This window comes from Achromobacter deleyi (genome assembly GCF_016127315.1).
Classification (GTDB): Bacteria; Pseudomonadota; Gammaproteobacteria; order Burkholderiales; family Burkholderiaceae_B; genus Achromobacter; species Achromobacter insuavis_A.
This window is the reverse complement of sequence record NZ_CP065997.1, coordinates 6,928,182-6,944,811: the sequence shown is the minus strand read 5'-3', so window position 1 is coordinate 6,944,811 and position 16,630 is coordinate 6,928,182. Positions and strand designations below refer to the sequence as shown.

16 protein-coding genes are annotated in these 16,630 nt (G+C 68.6%); 6 read left to right on the top strand and 10 right to left on the bottom strand.

What is annotated here, in order from left to right; genetic code table 11:
- Positions 1-17 precede the first annotated feature (17 nt).
- Positions 18-935: a LysR family transcriptional regulator gene (locus I6I07_RS31405; RefSeq protein WP_061072164.1), complete on the top strand. Its 918-nt coding sequence runs from the start codon at positions 18-20 to the stop codon at positions 933-935.
- A gap of 70 nt (positions 936-1,005) precedes the next feature.
- Here the strand turns inward: I6I07_RS31405 and I6I07_RS31400 are convergent, their stop codons facing one another.
- The 9 genes from I6I07_RS31400 to I6I07_RS31360 form a co-directional block, all read right to left on the bottom strand.
- The gene (locus I6I07_RS31400) at positions 1,006-2,103 is read right to left on the bottom strand and encodes a pyridoxal-phosphate dependent enzyme (protein WP_198485126.1); all 1,098 of its coding nucleotides are present in this window, start codon (positions 2,101-2,103) and stop codon (positions 1,006-1,008) included.
- A gap of 3 nt (positions 2,104-2,106) precedes the next feature.
- Entirely contained in the window at positions 2,107-3,084 is a 978-nt protein-coding gene (locus I6I07_RS31395) for a succinylglutamate desuccinylase/aspartoacylase domain-containing protein (protein ID WP_198485124.1), read from the bottom strand.
- A gap of 31 nt (positions 3,085-3,115) precedes the next feature.
- Positions 3,116-4,078 carry a Bug family tripartite tricarboxylate transporter substrate binding protein gene (locus I6I07_RS31390; protein WP_198485121.1) on the bottom strand — a complete coding sequence of 321 codons (963 nt, stop codon included), beginning with the start codon at positions 4,076-4,078 and terminating at the stop codon, positions 3,116-3,118.
- Positions 4,079-4,168: 90 nt separating this feature from the next.
- The gene (locus I6I07_RS31385) at positions 4,169-5,455 is read right to left on the bottom strand and encodes an NTP/NDP exchange transporter (protein WP_198485118.1); all 1,287 of its coding nucleotides are present in this window, start codon (positions 5,453-5,455) and stop codon (positions 4,169-4,171) included.
- 4 nt (positions 5,456-5,459) lie between these two features.
- Entirely contained in the window at positions 5,460-6,377 is a 918-nt protein-coding gene (locus I6I07_RS31380) for an aldo/keto reductase (RefSeq protein ID WP_198485116.1), read from the bottom strand.
- A gap of 69 nt (positions 6,378-6,446) precedes the next feature.
- Entirely contained in the window at positions 6,447-7,157 is a 711-nt protein-coding gene (locus tag I6I07_RS31375; RefSeq protein WP_006393496.1) for a Bax inhibitor-1/YccA family protein, read from the bottom strand.
- Positions 7,158-7,307: 150 nt separating this feature from the next.
- A complete protein-coding gene (locus I6I07_RS31370) occupies positions 7,308-7,766 on the bottom strand; it encodes a hypothetical protein (protein ID WP_198485113.1) in 459 nt (152 codons plus the stop codon).
- Positions 7,767-7,827: 61 nt separating this feature from the next.
- On the bottom strand, positions 7,828-8,286 hold the full coding sequence (locus tag I6I07_RS31365; protein ID WP_006393498.1) for a DNA polymerase III subunit chi: 459 nt from the start codon (positions 8,284-8,286) through the stop codon (positions 7,828-7,830).
- A gap of 22 nt (positions 8,287-8,308) precedes the next feature.
- Complete coding sequence (locus I6I07_RS31360) at positions 8,309-9,814, bottom strand: leucyl aminopeptidase (RefSeq protein WP_006393499.1); 1,506 nt, start codon at positions 9,812-9,814, stop codon at positions 8,309-8,311.
- A 55-nt stretch (positions 9,815-9,869) separates the two neighbouring features.
- Here I6I07_RS31360 and lptF point away from each other — a divergent pair, with 55 nt between their 5' ends.
- Positions 9,870-10,970, top strand: a complete 1,101-nt coding sequence (lptF, locus tag I6I07_RS31355) for an LPS export ABC transporter permease LptF (RefSeq protein WP_198485110.1) — start codon at positions 9,870-9,872, stop codon at positions 10,968-10,970.
- 99 nt (positions 10,971-11,069) lie between these two features.
- Here lptF and I6I07_RS31350 read toward each other — a convergent pair whose 3' ends face one another.
- A complete protein-coding gene (locus tag I6I07_RS31350) occupies positions 11,070-11,990 on the bottom strand; it encodes a LysR family transcriptional regulator (RefSeq protein WP_006393501.1) in 921 nt (306 codons plus the stop codon).
- A gap of 171 nt (positions 11,991-12,161) precedes the next feature.
- Between I6I07_RS31350 and I6I07_RS31345 the strand changes: the two genes are divergently transcribed.
- From I6I07_RS31345 to I6I07_RS31330, 4 genes are all read left to right on the top strand, one after another.
- Complete coding sequence (locus I6I07_RS31345) at positions 12,162-13,379, top strand: ABC transporter substrate-binding protein (RefSeq protein ID WP_198485107.1); 1,218 nt, start codon at positions 12,162-12,164, stop codon at positions 13,377-13,379.
- 96 nt (positions 13,380-13,475) lie between these two features.
- On the top strand, positions 13,476-14,969 hold the full coding sequence (locus I6I07_RS31340) for a CoA-acylating methylmalonate-semialdehyde dehydrogenase (RefSeq protein WP_198485104.1): 1,494 nt from the start codon (positions 13,476-13,478) through the stop codon (positions 14,967-14,969).
- Positions 14,970-15,062: 93 nt separating this feature from the next.
- Positions 15,063-16,007 (top strand): CysB family HTH-type transcriptional regulator, encoded by a 945-nt coding sequence (locus I6I07_RS31335; RefSeq protein WP_198485101.1) that lies wholly within the window; start codon positions 15,063-15,065, stop codon positions 16,005-16,007.
- A gap of 233 nt (positions 16,008-16,240) precedes the next feature.
- Entirely contained in the window at positions 16,241-16,564 is a 324-nt protein-coding gene (locus I6I07_RS31330) for a DUF2325 domain-containing protein (protein WP_035361296.1), read from the top strand.
- Positions 16,565-16,630 lie beyond the last annotated feature (66 nt).

Here is a 16,630-nt window from a genome sequence, read left to right as displayed (position 1 = left end):
CCGCGGCGCGTCCGGCCATGACCTTCACGCTCAAACAGGTCGAGACCTTCCGTACCGTCTATGAAACGGAAAGCGTGACCGCCGCGGCCCGGCGGCTCGACGTGTCGCCGGCTACCGTCAGCGCCACGCTGGCCGCGCTCGAGGCCAGCATCGAATTGCGGCTGTTCGAACGCGTGCGCCAGCGCATGCAGCGCACGCCCGAGGCCACGCTGCTGTACGAGGAAATCCGTCGCCTGAACGTCGGCCTGGAAAGCCTGGGCCGCAAGATCCGCGCGATCCGCGGCGCTGCCCAGCCGCGCCTGCGCATCGGCTGCATCCACGCCTACAGCGGGGCGGTCGTCAGCGACACCATTGCGCGCTTTCGCGAGCGTTATCCGGACACGCCGCTGTATCTGCAGATCCGGGATTCGAACACGCTGCGCGACATGGTGGTGTCGGGTGAACTCGATCTGGCCGCCGTGGCCGACGAGTCGGAACTGGAGGGCCTGCGCGGCCATCGCCTGGCCAGCCTGCGAGCCGTGACGGTATTTCCCGAGGGCCATCCGCTGGCGCGCCTGGAGCAGGTCGGCTTGGCGCAACTGGCCGAAGTGGACGTGATCGCCCTGAACGCCGAGGACGCCTCGCGCCAGCGGCTTGACGCACTGGTGCTGCAGGCCGGCCTCAGCCTGCGCGTCGCGATCGAGACGCCGTATTCGAGCACGGTGTGCCAGCTGGCGCTGGCGGGCCATGGCGTCGGCATCGCCAACCCCGCCACCGCGGTGGGGCTGGAAGCCGCCGGGTTGTGCCACCGGCCGCTGGCGGCGCCGGTGCATTTCGAATGCCACATGATCCTGCATGGCAGCCGGCCGCTGTCGGAGGCCGGCAAGTACTGGGCGACCTGCCTGCGCGCCGCGTTGGCGCCATTGGTGGAACGCTACGGCGTCAAACGTGGCTGAGGGGCGCGCCTCGGGCAGTCGTTGTCTTTGCTCTCGCCCTGGGCCGGGTTCCTTTCCGTGCGAGCAGGCGTTAACCGCGGCGGCCGTCCGCCGTCAGGATCAGCACCACCGATGATTCCGCATCCAGCTGGCCCGCCCGGCGCAGCCGCGTGACCGCCGCCAGCGCGGCGGCCGATGACAGCTCCGTGGCCAGCCCGAGGCGTTCCAGGCGCTGTTGCGCCTGGGCGGCGGCGGCATCGGTGACCTCGACCGGCGAGCCGCCCGAGCGCGCCAGCGCCTCCAGCGATTGCAGCGTGACCGTGCCGCCGGCGATCGAGTATTGGTCGGTGGCGCCTTCCCACAGGCCGCGCGCATCGCCCGCGGCGCGCGCCCGCGACAGGCGGGCGTACGGCTCGACCGCATGCAGCCGTGGCAGGCGCGGGATGCGACCGGCGCGCAGCAGTTGCTGCCAGCCCAGCAGGATGCCCCACAGCAGGTCGCCGCGCGCGGTCGGCACGACGATATCGGTGGGCAGGCCGCAGTGGTCGAACAATTCCCGCGCGATCGGCTTGTAGCCTTCGACGCCGTAGGCATGCGTGCCGACCGGCGGATTGAGGTAGTTGGTGCCGGCGAAGGCGCCCTGGTTGCGGCACAGGTCGGCGACATGAGGCCAGCGGCCCAGGCTGTCGTCGAACGCGGTCAGGCGGGCGCCGAAGCGTTGCATGGCGTCGCGCTGCAACGGCGGACAGTTGCGGGTGATGGCGATGTCGGCCTGCAGGCCGGCGGCGGCGCAATAGGCCGCCAGCGAGACGCCGGCGTTGCCGCTGGAGGCCGCGGCCACGCGCGTGGCGCCGGTCAGCCGGGCGCGCGACACCAGTTGCGCGGCCATGCGGTCCTTGTGGCTGCCGGTGGGGTTGGCGCTTTCGCATTTGAGCCAGAGCCGGCCCACGCCCTCGGCCTGCGCCAGCGCGGGCGCGTCCAGGCAGGGCGTGGCGCCTTCGCCGAGCGTGACGGCGTCGAGCACGGGCAGGTCGATCGCGTCGCCGGGCATCGCGTCGTACTGGCATTCCAGCGTCGCGGGATGGCCGGCCTCCAGGCAGTGCGGGCAGCCTTCCGGGTAGTCGGCGGGCGGCAGGCGGCTGTCGCAGCGGATGCAGCGCAGGCCGGACAAGCGGGGGTTCATCTGCATGGGTCAGTACAACGAGGCAAGGGAGTCCAGGGGAAGGGCGGGCGCGACCTGCAGCAGGCAGTCGCCGTCGTCGCTGCGGGCGATGGCGCGCAGGCAGACGACGGTGCCGGCCTGCGGGCTGGCGAGGGCGCGCGCAGGCAGGTCGGGGCGAGCGGGTTCGATGAGCTGGCCGATGGTCTGGCCGGCGGTCACGGTCTGGCCGAGGTCGACGGCGGGAATGAACACGCCGGGCTCGCGGCCGCGCAGGGTGGCGGCAGGCGCGTCCAGGTCGTGCAGCGACGGGGCCGGTTGGCGCGGCGCGGCGGCGGCCAGCAGGCCCAGCTCCGCCAGGCAGCCGAGCAGGCCGTCGCGGCAGCGTTCCACCAGCGCGCGGGAGGTTTCGCCGCCGCCGCCGATTTCCGCGCTCAGGCGCAGCACGCCCAGGCGGCTGGCGGCGGCCGGCATCGAGCCGGATTCGCCGCCGCGGAAGAACACGCAATGCGGCATGCCGAAGGCGCGGGCCAGGGCCGGCAGCCGTGCATCATAGGCGTCGTCGCCGTAGCGGGTGATGACCGAGGACGGCAGGTAGCGCAGCGACGCGCCGCCGCTGTGGACGTCCACCAGCGCCTGGATGCGCGGCAGCAGCCGGGCCTCCAGGGCGGCGGCCACGCTCTCGGTATAGCCGCGCGCCGGCGCGCCGAGGAAGGCGCGGTTCAGGTTGCCGCCGTCGGAAGGCGACAGGCGGGTGCCGGCCAGCGAGGCCTCGGCGTTGGCGGCGGGCAGCAGGTAGACCGTGCCGCGCTGCAGGACGCCCGGCAGCAGTTGCCAGAGCTGCAGGATGGCCGCCTGGCCTTCCCATTCGTCGCCATGCACGCCGGCCATCAGCGCCACGGCCGGCCCGGGGCCGGCCTCGATCTTCAGCACCGGGATGGTGACGCGCCGGTAGGCCGAGGCGTTGGTCGCCGCGGCGCAGGTGAAGTCTTCGCGGCTCACCTTGATCATGGCGTGCCTTCCGGTTGCGGGCGATGGGGGGTCAATCCAGCGTGGTGCCGGCGGCCTTGATGAGGTGTTCCCATTTGGGCAGTTCCTTCTGAATCTGGGTCTGGACGTCGGCGGGCGTGCCGCCGAGCGGTTCCTGGGAGCGGCTGCGCAGTTCGCGGGCGACAGGCTCGGCGCGCAGCGCGGCATTCATCGCCGCGTTCAGTCGCGCGATGACGGCGGGCGGCGTGCCGGCCGGCGCCACCAGCGCGCTCCAGGCCGATTGCTCGTAGTCGGGATAGCCTTGCTCGGCCACCGTCGGCACGTCCGGGTTGGAGGCGGCGCGGGCCTTGGTGGTGACCGCCAGCGCGCGCAGGCGGCCATCCTTCAGGTTGCCGATCAGGGGCGGCAGGTTCTCCATCATCGAATCGACGTGGCCGCCCAGCAGGTCGGCCAGTTGCGCTGCGGTGGCCTTGTAGGGAATCTGCCGCACCGCCGCGCCGGTCTGGGCGATGAACAGCTTGACGCCGACTTCGCTGGTGGTGCCGGGATCGGCCGACGTCATGGTCAGGCGGTCGGGCTGGGCGCGGCTGGCGTCGATGAAGCTCTTCAGGTCGCGATAGGGCGAGGCGGCGTTGACGACGATGACGTTGGGGGTTTCGGCCACCAGCCCGATCGGCGTGATGTCGCGGTCCAGGTTGTACAGTTGCTGTTTGAAGAGGTAGCGATGCAGCACCAGCGTGCCGACATGCGCATAGCCGATGGTGTAGCCGTCGGCCGCCGCGCGCACCAGCGCCTGGGTGCCGATGCGGCCGCCCGCGCCGACGCGGTTTTCGATCACCACCGGCTGGCCCAGCACGCGGCTCATTTCCTGGCCGACGAGCCGGGCGGTGATGTCGGCGTTGCCGCCGGCGGCGGCCGGCACGATCATCGTGATCGCCCGTTCCGGGTATTCGGCCAGCGCGGGCTGCGCGGTCAGGCAGAGCAACAGGGCGGCAAGGCGGGCGGAGCGTTTCATGACGATTCCCGGAACGTTGAGGGCTGCGCTATTGTGCGGCGGCCGCGCCGGGAATCCGTTTGGTTTTCTAAGATGGTTGTTCGGTGAAAGCTAAGGCTGCGGTGGCGCCTGCCGGTCGGCCTTGCGCCCCAGTCCGTAGCCGAGCGCCGCCGCGGCCAGCGCGCACAGCGCGCCCAGCAGGGCGATCAGCGCCACGCCGTGGCCCAGCGCATCGACCCCGGCCTTGACCCAGCCGCTGGCCGCGTCGCCGGCGCGATAGACCACCGTGTCGATGGCGTTCTTGGTCTTGTACTTGTCCTCGGGCGGGACCGCAGTGAACAGCATTTCGCGTCCCGGCTTGACCAGGGCGTATTCGCCGGCGCGCCGCAGGATCATGGCCACGGCAAGCACCGCGAACACCGGGTAGGCCGCCAGCGCCAGGAACGCCAGCGCCATCGCCAGCGGCACCGCCGCCATCAGGAAGCGCACGCCCAGCCAGGCGGCGACGCGGCCGGTCAGGAACAGCTGCGACAGCAGCGCCAGGGCCTGCACGATGAAGTCCAGCGTGGCGAAGACGCGGATGCGCTGCGCCTTGTCCGGGAAGGTATCGGCCACCAGCCGCGCCTGCTCCATGTACAGGAAGGTGCTGAGGGTGGCCAGCAGCAGCACCAGCACGGCAATGCCCAGCAGGTAGGGCGACTGGAACACGCGCGACAGCCCCGCCAGCATGGCGCCCGGGATCGGACGCGCCAGTTCGGCGGTCTCGTCCTCGGGGCGGGTCGCGGCGCGCCAGCGCAGCAGCCAGCGCTTGAGCGGCAGCGTGGCCGTTAACAGCAACGCCGACAGCAGCAGCAGGCCCGCTGCGCCGAGCGTGCCCGCCAACAGGCCGCCCAGCAGGGGGCCGCACAAGCCGCCGGCGCTGGCGCCGGCGGCAATGAAGGCGAACAGGCGCTTGGCCGACTCCATGCGGAAGACGTCGGCCATCAGGCTCCAGCCGAGCGAGACCACGAACAGATTGAAGACCGACAGCCACACGTAGAAGCTGCGCGCCGCCCAGACGCCATCGGGTTGCCAGTGGAACAGCCCCGCGTAGCCGGCCATGGTGGCGGCGAACACCGTGTAGGCCCAGGTCACCAGCGTCGCGCGCGACACCCGGGCCGACAGCCAGCCGAACAGCGGCACCACCGCCAGCATGGCGAGGAAGGTGGCGGTGAACAGCCATTGCAGCTGGTCGACGCCGGCCTGGATGCCCAGGGTCTCGCGGATCGGTCGCAGCATGAAATAGCCGCAGAACAGGAAAAAGAAGAAGGCGAAGCCGCAGGCGCCCGCGACCAGTTCGCCGGGCAGGATCCCCAGCGCTTGCGCCGTCCGCTGGCGCCAGGTGCCGGCGGCGGGCATGGCGTCAGCCCAGCAGGGCGGCGATGCGTTCGCGCAGGGCCGCGTCCGGTTGTTGGCCGAAGCCGGCCCGCGCGTTGTCCACCATGTTGGCCGGCTTGGAGGTGGCGGGGATGACCGCGGTCACGGCCGGGTGGCCGATGATGAATTTCAGGAACAGCTGCGCCCACGAGGTGCAGCCGATGTCGGCGGCCAGGCCGGGCAGCGGTCGGTCCCTAACCTGGCGGAACAGCGCGCCGTCCTGGAACGGGCGGTTGACCAGGACCGCGACCCCATTGGCCTGGCAGGCCGGCAGCAGGCGCTTTTCGGCGTTGCGCGCGCCCACCGACAGGTTGATCTGCACGAAATCGGGCTTTTCGCGCTCCACCAGTTCGGTCAGCTCGTCATGGGCCGCATCGGTGTAGTGGGTGATACCGATATAGCGCGTCTGCCCTTGCCGCTTGAGGTCGCGCAGCAGCGCCAGCTGGTTGCGGGTGTCGATCAGGTTGTGGACCTGGATCAGGTCGAGCTTGTCGGTGCGCAGCGCGCGGCGCGACTGCTCGATCTGGCGCATGGCCGCCTCGTGGCCCTGGACGCTGATCTTGGTGGCCAGGAACACCTGTGGACGCCGGTTCGGTTCGCGCGCCAGCAGCGCACCGGTGACGGCCTCGGCCTGGCCGTAGCTGGGGGCGGTGTCGATCAGCGAGCCGCGGCCGTCCAGCAGCGCATCCACGACGTGCGCCAGCGGCGCCATCTCGGCGGCGTCGGACGGCGACACGTTGAAGGTGTCGGCCGTGCCCAGCCCGACCACCGGCAGCATCTCGCCCGAAGACCAGATGGTGCGCGCCAGCATCGGCTGCCGGGTGGTCAGGGCGCTCGCGGTCCACGGTTGGGCCAGCAGCGGGGCGCAGGCGGCGGCTTGCAGGAATCGGCGGCGATCGGGCATGGCTGGCTCCAATGAAAAAGGGCCTGCATTGTTCATGCAGGCCCTTGTGACAGTAACAGCGGTGCGCGTTTACTCGCGGTTGCCGCCGAAGATGCCCAGCAGCATCAGCAGGTTCGAGAAGACGTTGTAGACGTCCAGGTAGATGGCCAGCGTGGCGGACACGTAGTTGGTTTCACCGCCATTCACGACGCGCTGCAGGTCGACCAGCATGAACGCCGAGAAGATCACGATGGCCAGCACCGAGATGGTCAGCATCAGCGCGGGCAGCTGCAGGAAGATGTTGGCCAGGGCCGCCACCAGGATCACGACCGCGCCGATGAACAGGAATTTCTGCAGGCCGGACAGGTCGCGCTTGATGGTGGTGGCCAGCGTGGCCATCGTGCCGAACACGATCGCGGTGCCGCCGAACGCCGTCATGACCAGCTGCGAGCCGTTGCTGAAGCCCATCACGAAGCCGAGCAGGCGCGACAGCATCACGCCCATGAAGAACGTGAAGGCGAGCAGCAGGACCACGCCCAGCGAGTTGTTCTTGTTCTTCTCGATGGCGAACATCATGCCGAAGGCGCCCACCAGGAACACGATGGCGGACAGGCCCGGGCTGGCGCCCATGACGCGGTTGATGCCGGTGTACAGGCCGACGGCCGCGCCCAGCACGGTCGGGATCAGCGAGAGCGCCAGGAGCCAATAGGTGTTGCGCAGGACTTTGTTGCGCACGACCTCGCCCGGCGCGCCGGCGAGGGTGCCGGAACGGTTAAAGGGGGACGGACGATATTCGTTCATGGAGGACTCCTGTGTACGGCAGAAATTGATTTGCCTAGAAGGCTTAGATGCCAAGGATACCTTACAGTTCCCTGAAGAATCCAGTTTTCGGAAGAATTAGCGCGCAGGGTGGGCGGGCATGACCCCATTATGGGGATGGTCATGCCGATTTCAACCGGGCCTGACGTCCTGCAGCACGCGCGCCACGATACGCGGCAATTCCTCGTCCATGCGCGCCTGGATCTGTTCGATGGCGTCGGCCAGGGCCTGGCGCATGATCTGCTCGACCTCCGCCTGCAGACGGGCGGCCAGCACCGAGGCCTGCGGCGATGCGTCGGGCGAGGCGACGGCCTCCTCCGGGGGGATGGCGTCCTCCTGGGCGCCGCCAACCGCCGCGGCGGCAGACGGCGGCATGGCGACGGCATCGGCTGTCTCGGTCAGCAGCGGGACGTCGTCGTCCTGAGCGAGGTCCGTCAGCAGCGGAAAGGCGTCGTCGGCAAAGGCCGGCGCATCGTCCTGCGCCACCTCGGTCAGCAGCGGCGCGTCCGGCAGCGGCGCGGACGGGGACAGCGTGGGTTCGGCCCGCTGGGTCAGGGTGGGGATGCCGGGATCGGAGGGGCGGTGGGGCATGGAGGCTCCCGAGGGTCTGGATGGCGCCGCCCGGGGGCGGCGCGGGATGCGGGGAGGGCGGTCAGGCGCCCGGCTGCCGTTGGCTCAGGTCGTGGCTTTGCGGCGTGTGGCCGGCGCCCTGGTAGACGCGCCAGCGCTGGCGCGCGGCCTGCTTGTCCTCGGGATCGTCCGAGACGATCTCGAGCAGCCGTTCGAAGGTCTCGAAGCCCGGCGGGCAGTCGTCATCGAGATTGAGCAGCCAGGGCGGGTTCGGGCCGTCCCCGGCGGCCTGCGCGGCCTGTTGCGGATCGCCGGCGGTCAGGACGACGGGCGTCTCGGCCGCCAGCGGGTCATTGGCCAGGACGTGCGGCACGAACGAGGTGTCGTCGAAGGCCCATAGCATGCGGTCGAACTGCGCCAGGCGCGACCCCTCGCGGCAATACACCACCAGCCGCTGGCCCGCCAGGTAGCGCTTGCGCACGACCTGGCAGGCCATGCGCAAGCGGTCGGGCGCGCCAAAGGCGAAGTCGATGCGCGTCATGCCGGGGTCCGTGGGTGGCCGCTCAAGCCTGGTCCAGCAGGAACTGCATCAGCAGCGGGACGGGACGGCCCGTGGCGCCCTTGTCCTTGCCGCTCTTCCAGGCCGTACCGGCGATGTCCAGGTGGGCCCAGCGGTACGACTTGGTGAAGCGCGACAGGAAGCAGGCGGCCGTGACGGCGCCGGCCGGGGGGCCGCCGATGTTGGCCAGGTCGGCGAAGTTGGACTTGAGCTGGTCCTGGTAGGCATCGTCCATCGGCATGCGCCAGGCGGTGTCCAGGGCTTGGCGGCCGGCCGACGAGAGGGCCTCGGCCAGCGCGTCGTCCTTGCTGAACAGGCCGGTGTTGACGTGGCCCAGGGCCACCACGCAGGCGCCGGTCAGGGTGGCGATGTCGATGACGGCGGAGGGCTTGAAGCGCTCGGCGTAGGTCAGCGCGTCGCACAGCACCAGGCGGCCTTCGGCGTCGGTGTTGAGGATCTCGATGGTCAGGCCGGCCATGCTGGTGACCACGTCGCCCGGCTTGTTGGCCTTGCCGCTCGGCAGGTTTTCGCAGGCCGGGATCAGGCCGATCACGTCCAGCGGCAGTTCCAGTTCGGCCAGGGCGCGGAACGAACCGAGCACGCTGGCGGCGCCGCACATGTCGTACTTCATTTCGTCCATCGTGGCGGCGGGCTTGAGCGAGATGCCGCCGGCGTCGAAGGTGATGCCCTTGCCGACCAGCACGATGGGGCCGTCGGACGCCTTGGCGCCCTTCTTGGCGGGCTTGCCGGCGTGGCGCAGGACGATGAAGCGCAGCGCTTCCTCGGAGCCGCGCGCCACCGACAGGAACGAGCCCATGCCGAGCGCCTCGACCTGCTTGCGGTCCATGACCTCGACCTTGAGCGACTTGTATTCGCGCGCCAGGCGCTTGGCGGTCTCGCCCAGGTAGGTGGGGGTGCAGAGGTTGCCCGGCAGGTTGCCCAGGGTGCGGGTCAGTTCCATGCCGTTGGCGATGGCGGCGCCTTCGCGCAGGCCCTTCTGGGCCTGGGCGGCGTCAGCGCGCTCGACGATCTGGACGATCTTCTTGAGCTTGGGGCGGGCGTCGCGGTCGGGCTTGCCGAAGCTGGCGTCGTAGTGATAGGTGGCGCTGCCGGCCGCGATGGCGGCGCTGCGGGCGCGGGCGATGATGGCCACGTCGGCGATCGGGTTGGCGGCCAGGGTCGACACGCCTTCGGTCAGCTGGGCCGAGACGCAGGCGGCGGCGAAGGCCTGTTCGGCCGAGGCGTGGGCGCGGGCCGAGTATTCATCCTGCTTGCCCAGGCCCACCAGGACCACGCGCTGGGCCGCGACGCCCGGCAATGCGCGCAGCACCAGGGTGCTGCCGGCGCGGCCGCGGAATTCGGTCTTGGTGACGGCGCGCACGGCGCCGTTGGCGGCACGGTCGATCAGGTCGGCGGCGGGGCTCAACACGCCGTCGGCGAAGACCCCGACCGCCAGGGCGGCGGTTTTGATCTGGTGCAGGGAAGCAGTGGTCTGTGTGCTAAATTCCATGAGGGTTTCCCGTGTGCGTCTGTATGATGCGGTCGATTATCCCGCATATTCTCCCATGTCTCTATTCAAACGCTCTGTCGTCAGCGAGATCACCAGTCACGCTGGCGTTGTCTTTTCCACGTTGCTCATCGTATGGCTCAGCGTGCTGCTGGTGCGCCTGCTCGGTGAAGCGGCGGGCGGCAACATCGGGGCGGACGTCGTGCTCGTGCTGGCCGCGCTGTCCACCATCACGGCGCTGCCGACCATCCTGGCGGTGTCGGTCTTCATCGCGGTGCTCACCACCGTCACGCGCAATTACCGGGAATCCGAGATGGTGGTCTGGTTCGCCAGCGGCCTGTCGCTGGCGGACTGGCTCAAGCCGGTGCTGCGCGTCGCCGTCCCCGTGGCCATCGCGGTGGCCGGCCTGACGCTGGTGGCCGCGCCCTGGGCCTATCGCCAGATCGGCGAATACCACGAACGCTTCGAGCAGCGCTCCGACCTGTCCAAGGTCACGGCCGGCCAGTTCGCGGAATCGGCGGGCGGCAACCGCGTGTTCTTCGCCGAGGACCCGGCCAAGCCGACCGACGAACTGGGCAACGTGTTCGCGCGCGAAACCGGGCCGGAATGGCTCAGCGTGCTGACCGCCAGCAGCGCCCACAGCGAAACCCTGCCCAACGGCGACCGTTTCCTGGTGCTGGGCGAAGGGCATCGCTACGACCTGAAGCCGGGCACGCCCGAGATCCGCCTGGTGCACTTCGAGAAATACGGCCTGCGCCTGGAGAGCAAGGGCGGCGACGACCCGGTCGCGTCCGCGCGCGCCGCCGCCGAGCGCTCGGCCAAGGCGCGCACCACGCCGCAGCTGATGGCCGACAACACCACCAGCAGCTGGTCGCAGGTGATGTGGCGCGTCTCGCTGCCGCTGGCCGCGCTGAACCTGGCGTTGCTGGCGATCCCGCTGGGCGCCGTGAACCCGCGCCTGGGCCGTTCCGGCGACCTGCTGATCGCCGGCCTGGTGGGCCTGCTGTACATGAACCTGATCAACCTATCGCGCGCCTGGATTTCCAACGGCAAGCTCAGTTTCGGCGTTGGCACCGTGGCGATCCACCTGGTGGTGGCCGCCTTCACGGCATTCCTGCTGATGCGCCGCCTGCGCGTCAAGGCGCCCAAGAACAGCTAGCGGCCCGACCCGCGGCCCGTTCCAGGGGCGCGGGGATCGGTGAGCCGGGCCGCTGGCCCCGGTCTCCGGCGGCGCGTGACCGCGCCGCCACTGTCGTCCTCAGGGCAGGTATTTCATCGTTCCGCGCTTGCCGGCCAAGAGGTCGGCATTCTTCAGCACCGACTTGCGGATGAACTCCCACAGCACCGTCACGCGCTTGAGCTTGCGCAGGTCCTCGTGGCAATACATCCAGAATGAACGCGTGATCTCCACTTCCTTTTCCAGCACCGGCTTGAGCCGCGGGTCCTGCGCCGCGATGAAGCAGGGCAGGATGGCCAGCGACTGGCCCTGCAGCGCCGCGTGGTATTGCGCCACCACGCTGGTGCTGCGCAACACCACCCGGCTGGCCGGCAGCAGGTCTTCCAGGTAGCGCAGCCGCTCGCTGAACAGCAGTTCGTCGACATAGCCGATGAAGCTGTGGCCCGCCAGGTCGGCCCGGCCGCGGATCGGCGGATGGCGCGCCAGGTACTCGGGCGTGCCGTACAGGCGCAGCGTGTAGTCGCACAGCTTGCTGCACACATAGGGGCCGCGTTGGGGGCGCTCGATCGTGATGGCCAGGTCGGCCTCGCGCTTGGACAGGCTGACGAAGCGCGGCACCGGCAGGATGTCCAGCGTGATGTGCGGATAGCGCCGCTGGAAGTCGGCCGCCAGCGGCGTCAGCACGTAGCTGCCGAAGCCCTCGGTGGCGCCGATGCGCAGGTGGCCGGACAGCGCCTGCCCGATCCCCGACAGCGTCTCGCGGGCGCTGTGCACCGTGCTTTCCATCTGCTCCGCGTGCACGAACAGGCGCTGGCCATCCTCTGTCAGCACGAAGCCGGCGCTGCGCGATTTCTCGAACAGCAGCGTGTCCAGCTCGGTTTCCAGCGCGCGGATGCGGCGCGACACCGTGGTGTGCTCGACCCCGAGCCTGCGCGCCGCGGCGCTGACGCGCTGGGTCCGCGCGACCTCCAGGAAATACCGCAGACTGTCCCAATCCAGCACGTTTTTCGCTCCCGACAGGCTTGTGCATTGATGCACAAGGAATGTGCATTTCTGGTGTTGCTTGTTGATTTTCACACATCTACACTGGGTCGGCAGCCCTGGGGGGAATGCTCCAGGAGCCGCGGGCCGCGAAGACGGCGCCATAACGCATAACACTCAGGAGACAAATCCATGGAATTGCACGCACGCGGGCTGGCCGCAGGCTTGTGTCTGGGCGCAGCGCTGGTGGGTCAGGCGTACGCGGCGGATAAGCCGCCAGTGAAGATCGGCATCCTGACGGACATGTCGGGCACCTATGCCGGCATGGGCGGACCCGGTTCGGTGGCGGCGGCGCAATTGGCCATCGACGATTGCCTGGCGGCCGAGTGCAAGGGCATGAAGATCGAGCTGGTGTCGGCCGACAACCAGAACAAGGCCGACGTGGGCGCGGCCAAGGCGCGCGAGTGGTTCGACCGCGACGGCGTCACCGCCATTGCCGACCTGACCAATTCCGCGGTGGCGCTGGCGGTGCAGGGCATCGCGCGCGAAAAGAACAAGGTCGTGATGTTCTCCGGCCCGGCCACCACGGCGCTGACCAACAAGGAATGCTCGCCGCTCGGCTTCCACTGGATGTTCGACACCTATTCGCAGTCCGCCGGCGGCGCCAAGGCCACGGTCAAGGCGGGTGGCAAGTCCTGGTATTTCATCACCGTCGACTATGCCTTCGGCCATTCGCTCGAGGCCGACACGGCCAAGGCGGTCAAGGCGCTGGGCGGCACCGTCGCCGGCAGCGTGCGTCATCCGCTCAACGCGCCGGACTTCGCCTCGTACCTGTTGCAGGCGCAAAGCTCCAAGGCGCAGGTGGTGGCGTTGGCCAACGGCGGCCAGGACACGGTCAACGCGGTCAAGCAGGCGCGCGAGTTCGGCATCGTGGCCGGCGGCCAGCGCCTGGTGTCGCTGCTGATCTTCCTGTCCGACCTGCGCGCGCTGGGGCTCGAAAGCGCCCAGGGCCTGTCGTACGTGGACGGCTTCTACTGGGATTACGACGACGCCACGCGGCAGTGGTCGACGCGCTTCGAGAAGGCCTTCCGCGGCCTGAAGCCGACCATGACGCAGGCCGGCGTGTATTCGAGCGTGCTGCACTACCTGCGCTCGGTGGCGGCCTCGGGCAGCACCGACGGCAAGGTGGTGGCCGACAAGATGCGCGCGCTGCCGATCAAGGATCCGATCATGCGCAACGCCTCGATCCGGCCCGATGGCCGCGTGATCCACGACATGTACCTGTATGAAGTGAAGAAGCCGTCCGAATCCAAGGGCGGGTGGGACTATTCCAAGCTGGTGGCCACCATCCCGGCGGCCGAGGCCTTCCAGCCGCTGGCCGATTCGGCCTGCCCGCTGGTGCAGAAGTAAGGCGCGGCGCGCCGCCGGCAGACCCCGGCGGCGCGCGCGCGAGATCCAAGAACGCGGATTCCATCCGCATCGACTATGCAGTGTGAGGAGCATCAAATGAGTGAAGTCCCCCGCGTTCCGCTATTGATCGGCGGCAAGCTCGTGCAGTCCAAGACCACCGAATGGCGCGACGTGATCAACCCCGCCACCCAGGAGGTCGTGGCCAAGGTGCCGTTCGCCACGCGCGACGAACTGGACGAGGCCATCGCCAATTCCAAGGAAGCCTTCAAGACCTGGCGCAACAGCGGCCAGGGCCTGCGCATGCGCGTCATGCTGAAGTTCCAGGAACTGCTGCGCGCCAACACCGGCAAGCTGGCCGAGATGATCACCCGCGAGCATGGCAAGACCCTGCCGGATGCCGAAGGCGAAGTCGGTCGCGGCCTGGAAGTGGTCGAGCACGCCTGCTCGATCGCCAATCTGCAGTTGGGCGAATACGCCGAGAACGCCGCCTCCGGCATCGACGTCTACACCCTGATCCAGCCGCTGGGCGTGTGCGCGGGCATCACCGCGTTCAACTTCCCGGTGATGCTGCCGTGCTTCATGTTCCCGATCGCGGTGGCCTGCGGCAATACCTTCGTGCTCAAGCCGTCCGAGCAGGATCCGACCGCGTCGCTGTTCCTGGCTGAGTTGGCGCTGGAAGCCGGCCTGCCGCCGGGCGTGCTGAACGTGGTGCATGGCGGCCCGGAAACGGCCAACGGCCTGTGCGAGCATCCCGACATCAAGGCGGTGTCGTTCATCGGTTCGACCCGCGTCGGCACCGAGATCTACAACCGCGCCTCGGCCGCCGGCAAGCGCTGCCAGTCGATGATGGGCGCCAAGAACCACTGCGTGATCCTGCCGGACGCCGATCCGGACGTGGCGCTGAACCAGCTGCTGGGCGCCGCCTTTGGCGCCGCCGGCCAACGCTGCATGGCCTCGTCGGTGGCCGTGCTGGTGGGCGAAGCCCGTAACTGGCTGCCCGATTTCGTCGAGCGCGCCAAGAAGCTCAAGGTCAATTCGGGCATGGACCGCGCCGCCGACCTGGGCCCGCTGGTCTCGCCGAACGCCAAGAAGCGCGTCGAAAGCCTGATCCAGAAGGGCGTGGACGAAGGCGCCAAGCTGCTGCTGGACGGCCGCAACCTGAAGGTCTCCGGCTTCGAGCAGGGCAACTTCGTCGGCCCGACGGTGTTCGACGGCGTGACCGAGAACATGACCATCTACACCGAGGAAATCTTCGGCCCGGTGCTGTGCGTGGTCGGCGCGGAAACGCTGGAAGAGGCGGTGGAGTTCATCAACCGCAACCCCAACGGCAACGGCGTCGCCCTGTTCACGCAGGACGGCGGCGCGGCGCGCTACTTCCAGAACAACATCGACGTCGGCCAGGTCGGCATCAACGTGCCGATCCCGGTGCCGGTGGCATGGTTCAGCTTCACCGGCTCGCGCGGCTCCAAGCTGGGCGACCTGGGTCCCAACGGCAAGCAGGCGGTGCAGTTCTGGACGCAGACCAAGACCGTCACGGCGCGCTGGTCGGCCCATGCCAAGACCGTGAACACCACGATCTCGATGCGCTGAAAGAGGGACGCCTTGTCCTAAGCTTATACAAATAAGTCATATAACAAGGCGTCCTTATTACTTATAATTGGCCCGTCTATCAGGGGCCAATTCATGAACCTGCAGCAATTTCGTTTCGTGCGCGAAACCATCCGGCGCGACTTCAACCTGACCGAAGCCGCCCGGATGCTCTATACCTCCCAGCCGGGCGTGTCCAAGGCCATCATCGAGTTCGAGGACGAACTCGGGATCAAGATCTTCGAACGCCATGGCAAACGCATCAAGGGCCTGACCAAGCCCGGCCTGGCCGTGTCGCAGGTGATCGACCGCATCATGCGCGAAGTCGACAACCTCAAGAAGGTCAGCGACGAATTCGCCCGCCGCGACGAGGGCGGCCTGGTGATCGCCTGCACCCACACCCAGGCGCGCTACCTGCTGCCGCGCGTGATCCCGGCGTTCCGCAAGCAATTCCCCAAGGTGCACCTGTCGCTGGCCGAAGGCAGCCCCGCGCAGCTGGCCGAAATGGTGCTGCACGAGCAGGCCGACCTGGCGCTGGCGACCGAGTCGCTGGCCCTGACGCCCGGCCTGGCGACGCTGCCCGTGTACGCCTGGGAGCACACCGTGGTGGTGCGGCCCGACCATCCGCTGGCCGAGCTGACCTCCAGCGCCGCCAAGCGCCTGTCGCTGGCTCAACTGGCCGAATTCCCCATCGTGACCTATGACCGCGCCTTCACCGGCCGCAGCACGATCGACGAGGTCTTCGCCAACCAGGGCATCCATCCGGACATCGTCCTGGAAGCCATCGACGCCGACGTGATCAAGACCTACGTCGACGTCGGGCTGGGCATCGGCATCATCGCCGGCGTGGCCTACGATCCGCGGCGCGATTCGAACCTGGTGGGCCTGCCGGTGGGGCACCTGTTCGGCACCCACACCACCCGCGTCGGCGTGAAGGCCGGCGTGTTCCTGCGCGACTATGTCTACACGTTCCTGGAGATGCTGGCGCCGTCCCTGACGCGCGCGGTCGTGACCGAGGCCGTGCAGGGAACGGCCAAGTAGGCGGGCCCATGACGAGTGCGGTCGAAGTCGGACGAGAAGAAGCGGTTCCCCTGGTCGGGAGCCGCTTTTTTTTTGGAAACACGGGGGCGGGGAAGGGCGTGGACAGGGTGTCTCGCTATCCCTTTCCATAAGCTCATAAAAAATATTAAATAAGAACTGATCTCATTTGAGTTGACTAAAAAATAGGAATCATTATCATTACATCCAGTCTCAACGACCCAGTGAGGTTAAACATGACGGCAGGATTGAGTGCAGTGGTAGTGGGCGCCGACAGGCTCGGCAACATTCCGGATCTGCTTAAAGGACACAACATCTCGATCACGCACCACATCAGTGGCCGTGATCCCTCGCATCAGAAGAAGACGTTACAACTGCCCTCGGGCACCCAGCTGGTCATTTTGCTGACCGATTTCCTGGGCCACAACGTCATGAAGACCTTCCGCAACGCGGCGCAGCGCGGTGGCATCCGCGTCGTGGCTTGTCGCCGTTCGGTGTGCAGCATGCAGCAGGCCCTGCAGCAATGTGGCCTGTGCAGCCGGGGCGCCGCGGTCCACTGACACCGCCGTGCCACGCCGCCGCCAACACTGAAAACTGGGGAGGCCGAAACGGCCTGCGGCCCCAGG

What these genes read in the sequence shown, in the direction of transcription:
- I6I07_RS31405 (WP_061072164.1), top strand. Translation starts at nt 18, where the DNA reads ATGACCTTCACGCTCAAACAGGTCGAGACCTTCCGTACCGTCTATGAA.
- I6I07_RS31400 (WP_198485126.1), bottom strand. Translation starts at nt 2,103, where the DNA reads ATGCAGATGAACCCCCGCTTGTCCGGCCTGCGCTGCATCCGCTGCGAC.
- I6I07_RS31395 (WP_198485124.1), bottom strand. Translation starts at nt 3,084, where the DNA reads ATGATCAAGGTGAGCCGCGAAGACTTCACCTGCGCCGCGGCGACCAAC.
- I6I07_RS31390 (WP_198485121.1), bottom strand. Translation starts at nt 4,078, where the DNA reads ATGAAACGCTCCGCCCGCCTTGCCGCCCTGTTGCTCTGCCTGACCGCG.
- I6I07_RS31385 (WP_198485118.1), bottom strand. Translation starts at nt 5,455, where the DNA reads ATGCCCGCCGCCGGCACCTGGCGCCAGCGGACGGCGCAAGCGCTGGGG.
- I6I07_RS31380 (WP_198485116.1), bottom strand. Translation starts at nt 6,377, where the DNA reads ATGCCCGATCGCCGCCGATTCCTGCAAGCCGCCGCCTGCGCCCCGCTG.
- I6I07_RS31375 (WP_006393496.1), bottom strand. Translation starts at nt 7,157, where the DNA reads ATGAACGAATATCGTCCGTCCCCCTTTAACCGTTCCGGCACCCTCGCC.
- I6I07_RS31370 (WP_198485113.1), bottom strand. Translation starts at nt 7,766, where the DNA reads ATGCCCCACCGCCCCTCCGATCCCGGCATCCCCACCCTGACCCAGCGG.
- I6I07_RS31365 (WP_006393498.1), bottom strand. Translation starts at nt 8,286, where the DNA reads ATGACGCGCATCGACTTCGCCTTTGGCGCGCCCGACCGCTTGCGCATG.
- I6I07_RS31360 (WP_006393499.1), bottom strand. Translation starts at nt 9,814, where the DNA reads ATGGAATTTAGCACACAGACCACTGCTTCCCTGCACCAGATCAAAACC.
- lptF (WP_198485110.1), top strand. Translation starts at nt 9,870, where the DNA reads ATGTCTCTATTCAAACGCTCTGTCGTCAGCGAGATCACCAGTCACGCT.
- I6I07_RS31345 (WP_198485107.1), top strand. Translation starts at nt 12,162, where the DNA reads ATGGAATTGCACGCACGCGGGCTGGCCGCAGGCTTGTGTCTGGGCGCA.
- I6I07_RS31340 (WP_198485104.1), top strand. Translation starts at nt 13,476, where the DNA reads ATGAGTGAAGTCCCCCGCGTTCCGCTATTGATCGGCGGCAAGCTCGTG.
- I6I07_RS31335 (WP_198485101.1), top strand. Translation starts at nt 15,063, where the DNA reads ATGAACCTGCAGCAATTTCGTTTCGTGCGCGAAACCATCCGGCGCGAC.
- I6I07_RS31330 (WP_035361296.1), top strand. Translation starts at nt 16,241, where the DNA reads ATGACGGCAGGATTGAGTGCAGTGGTAGTGGGCGCCGACAGGCTCGGC.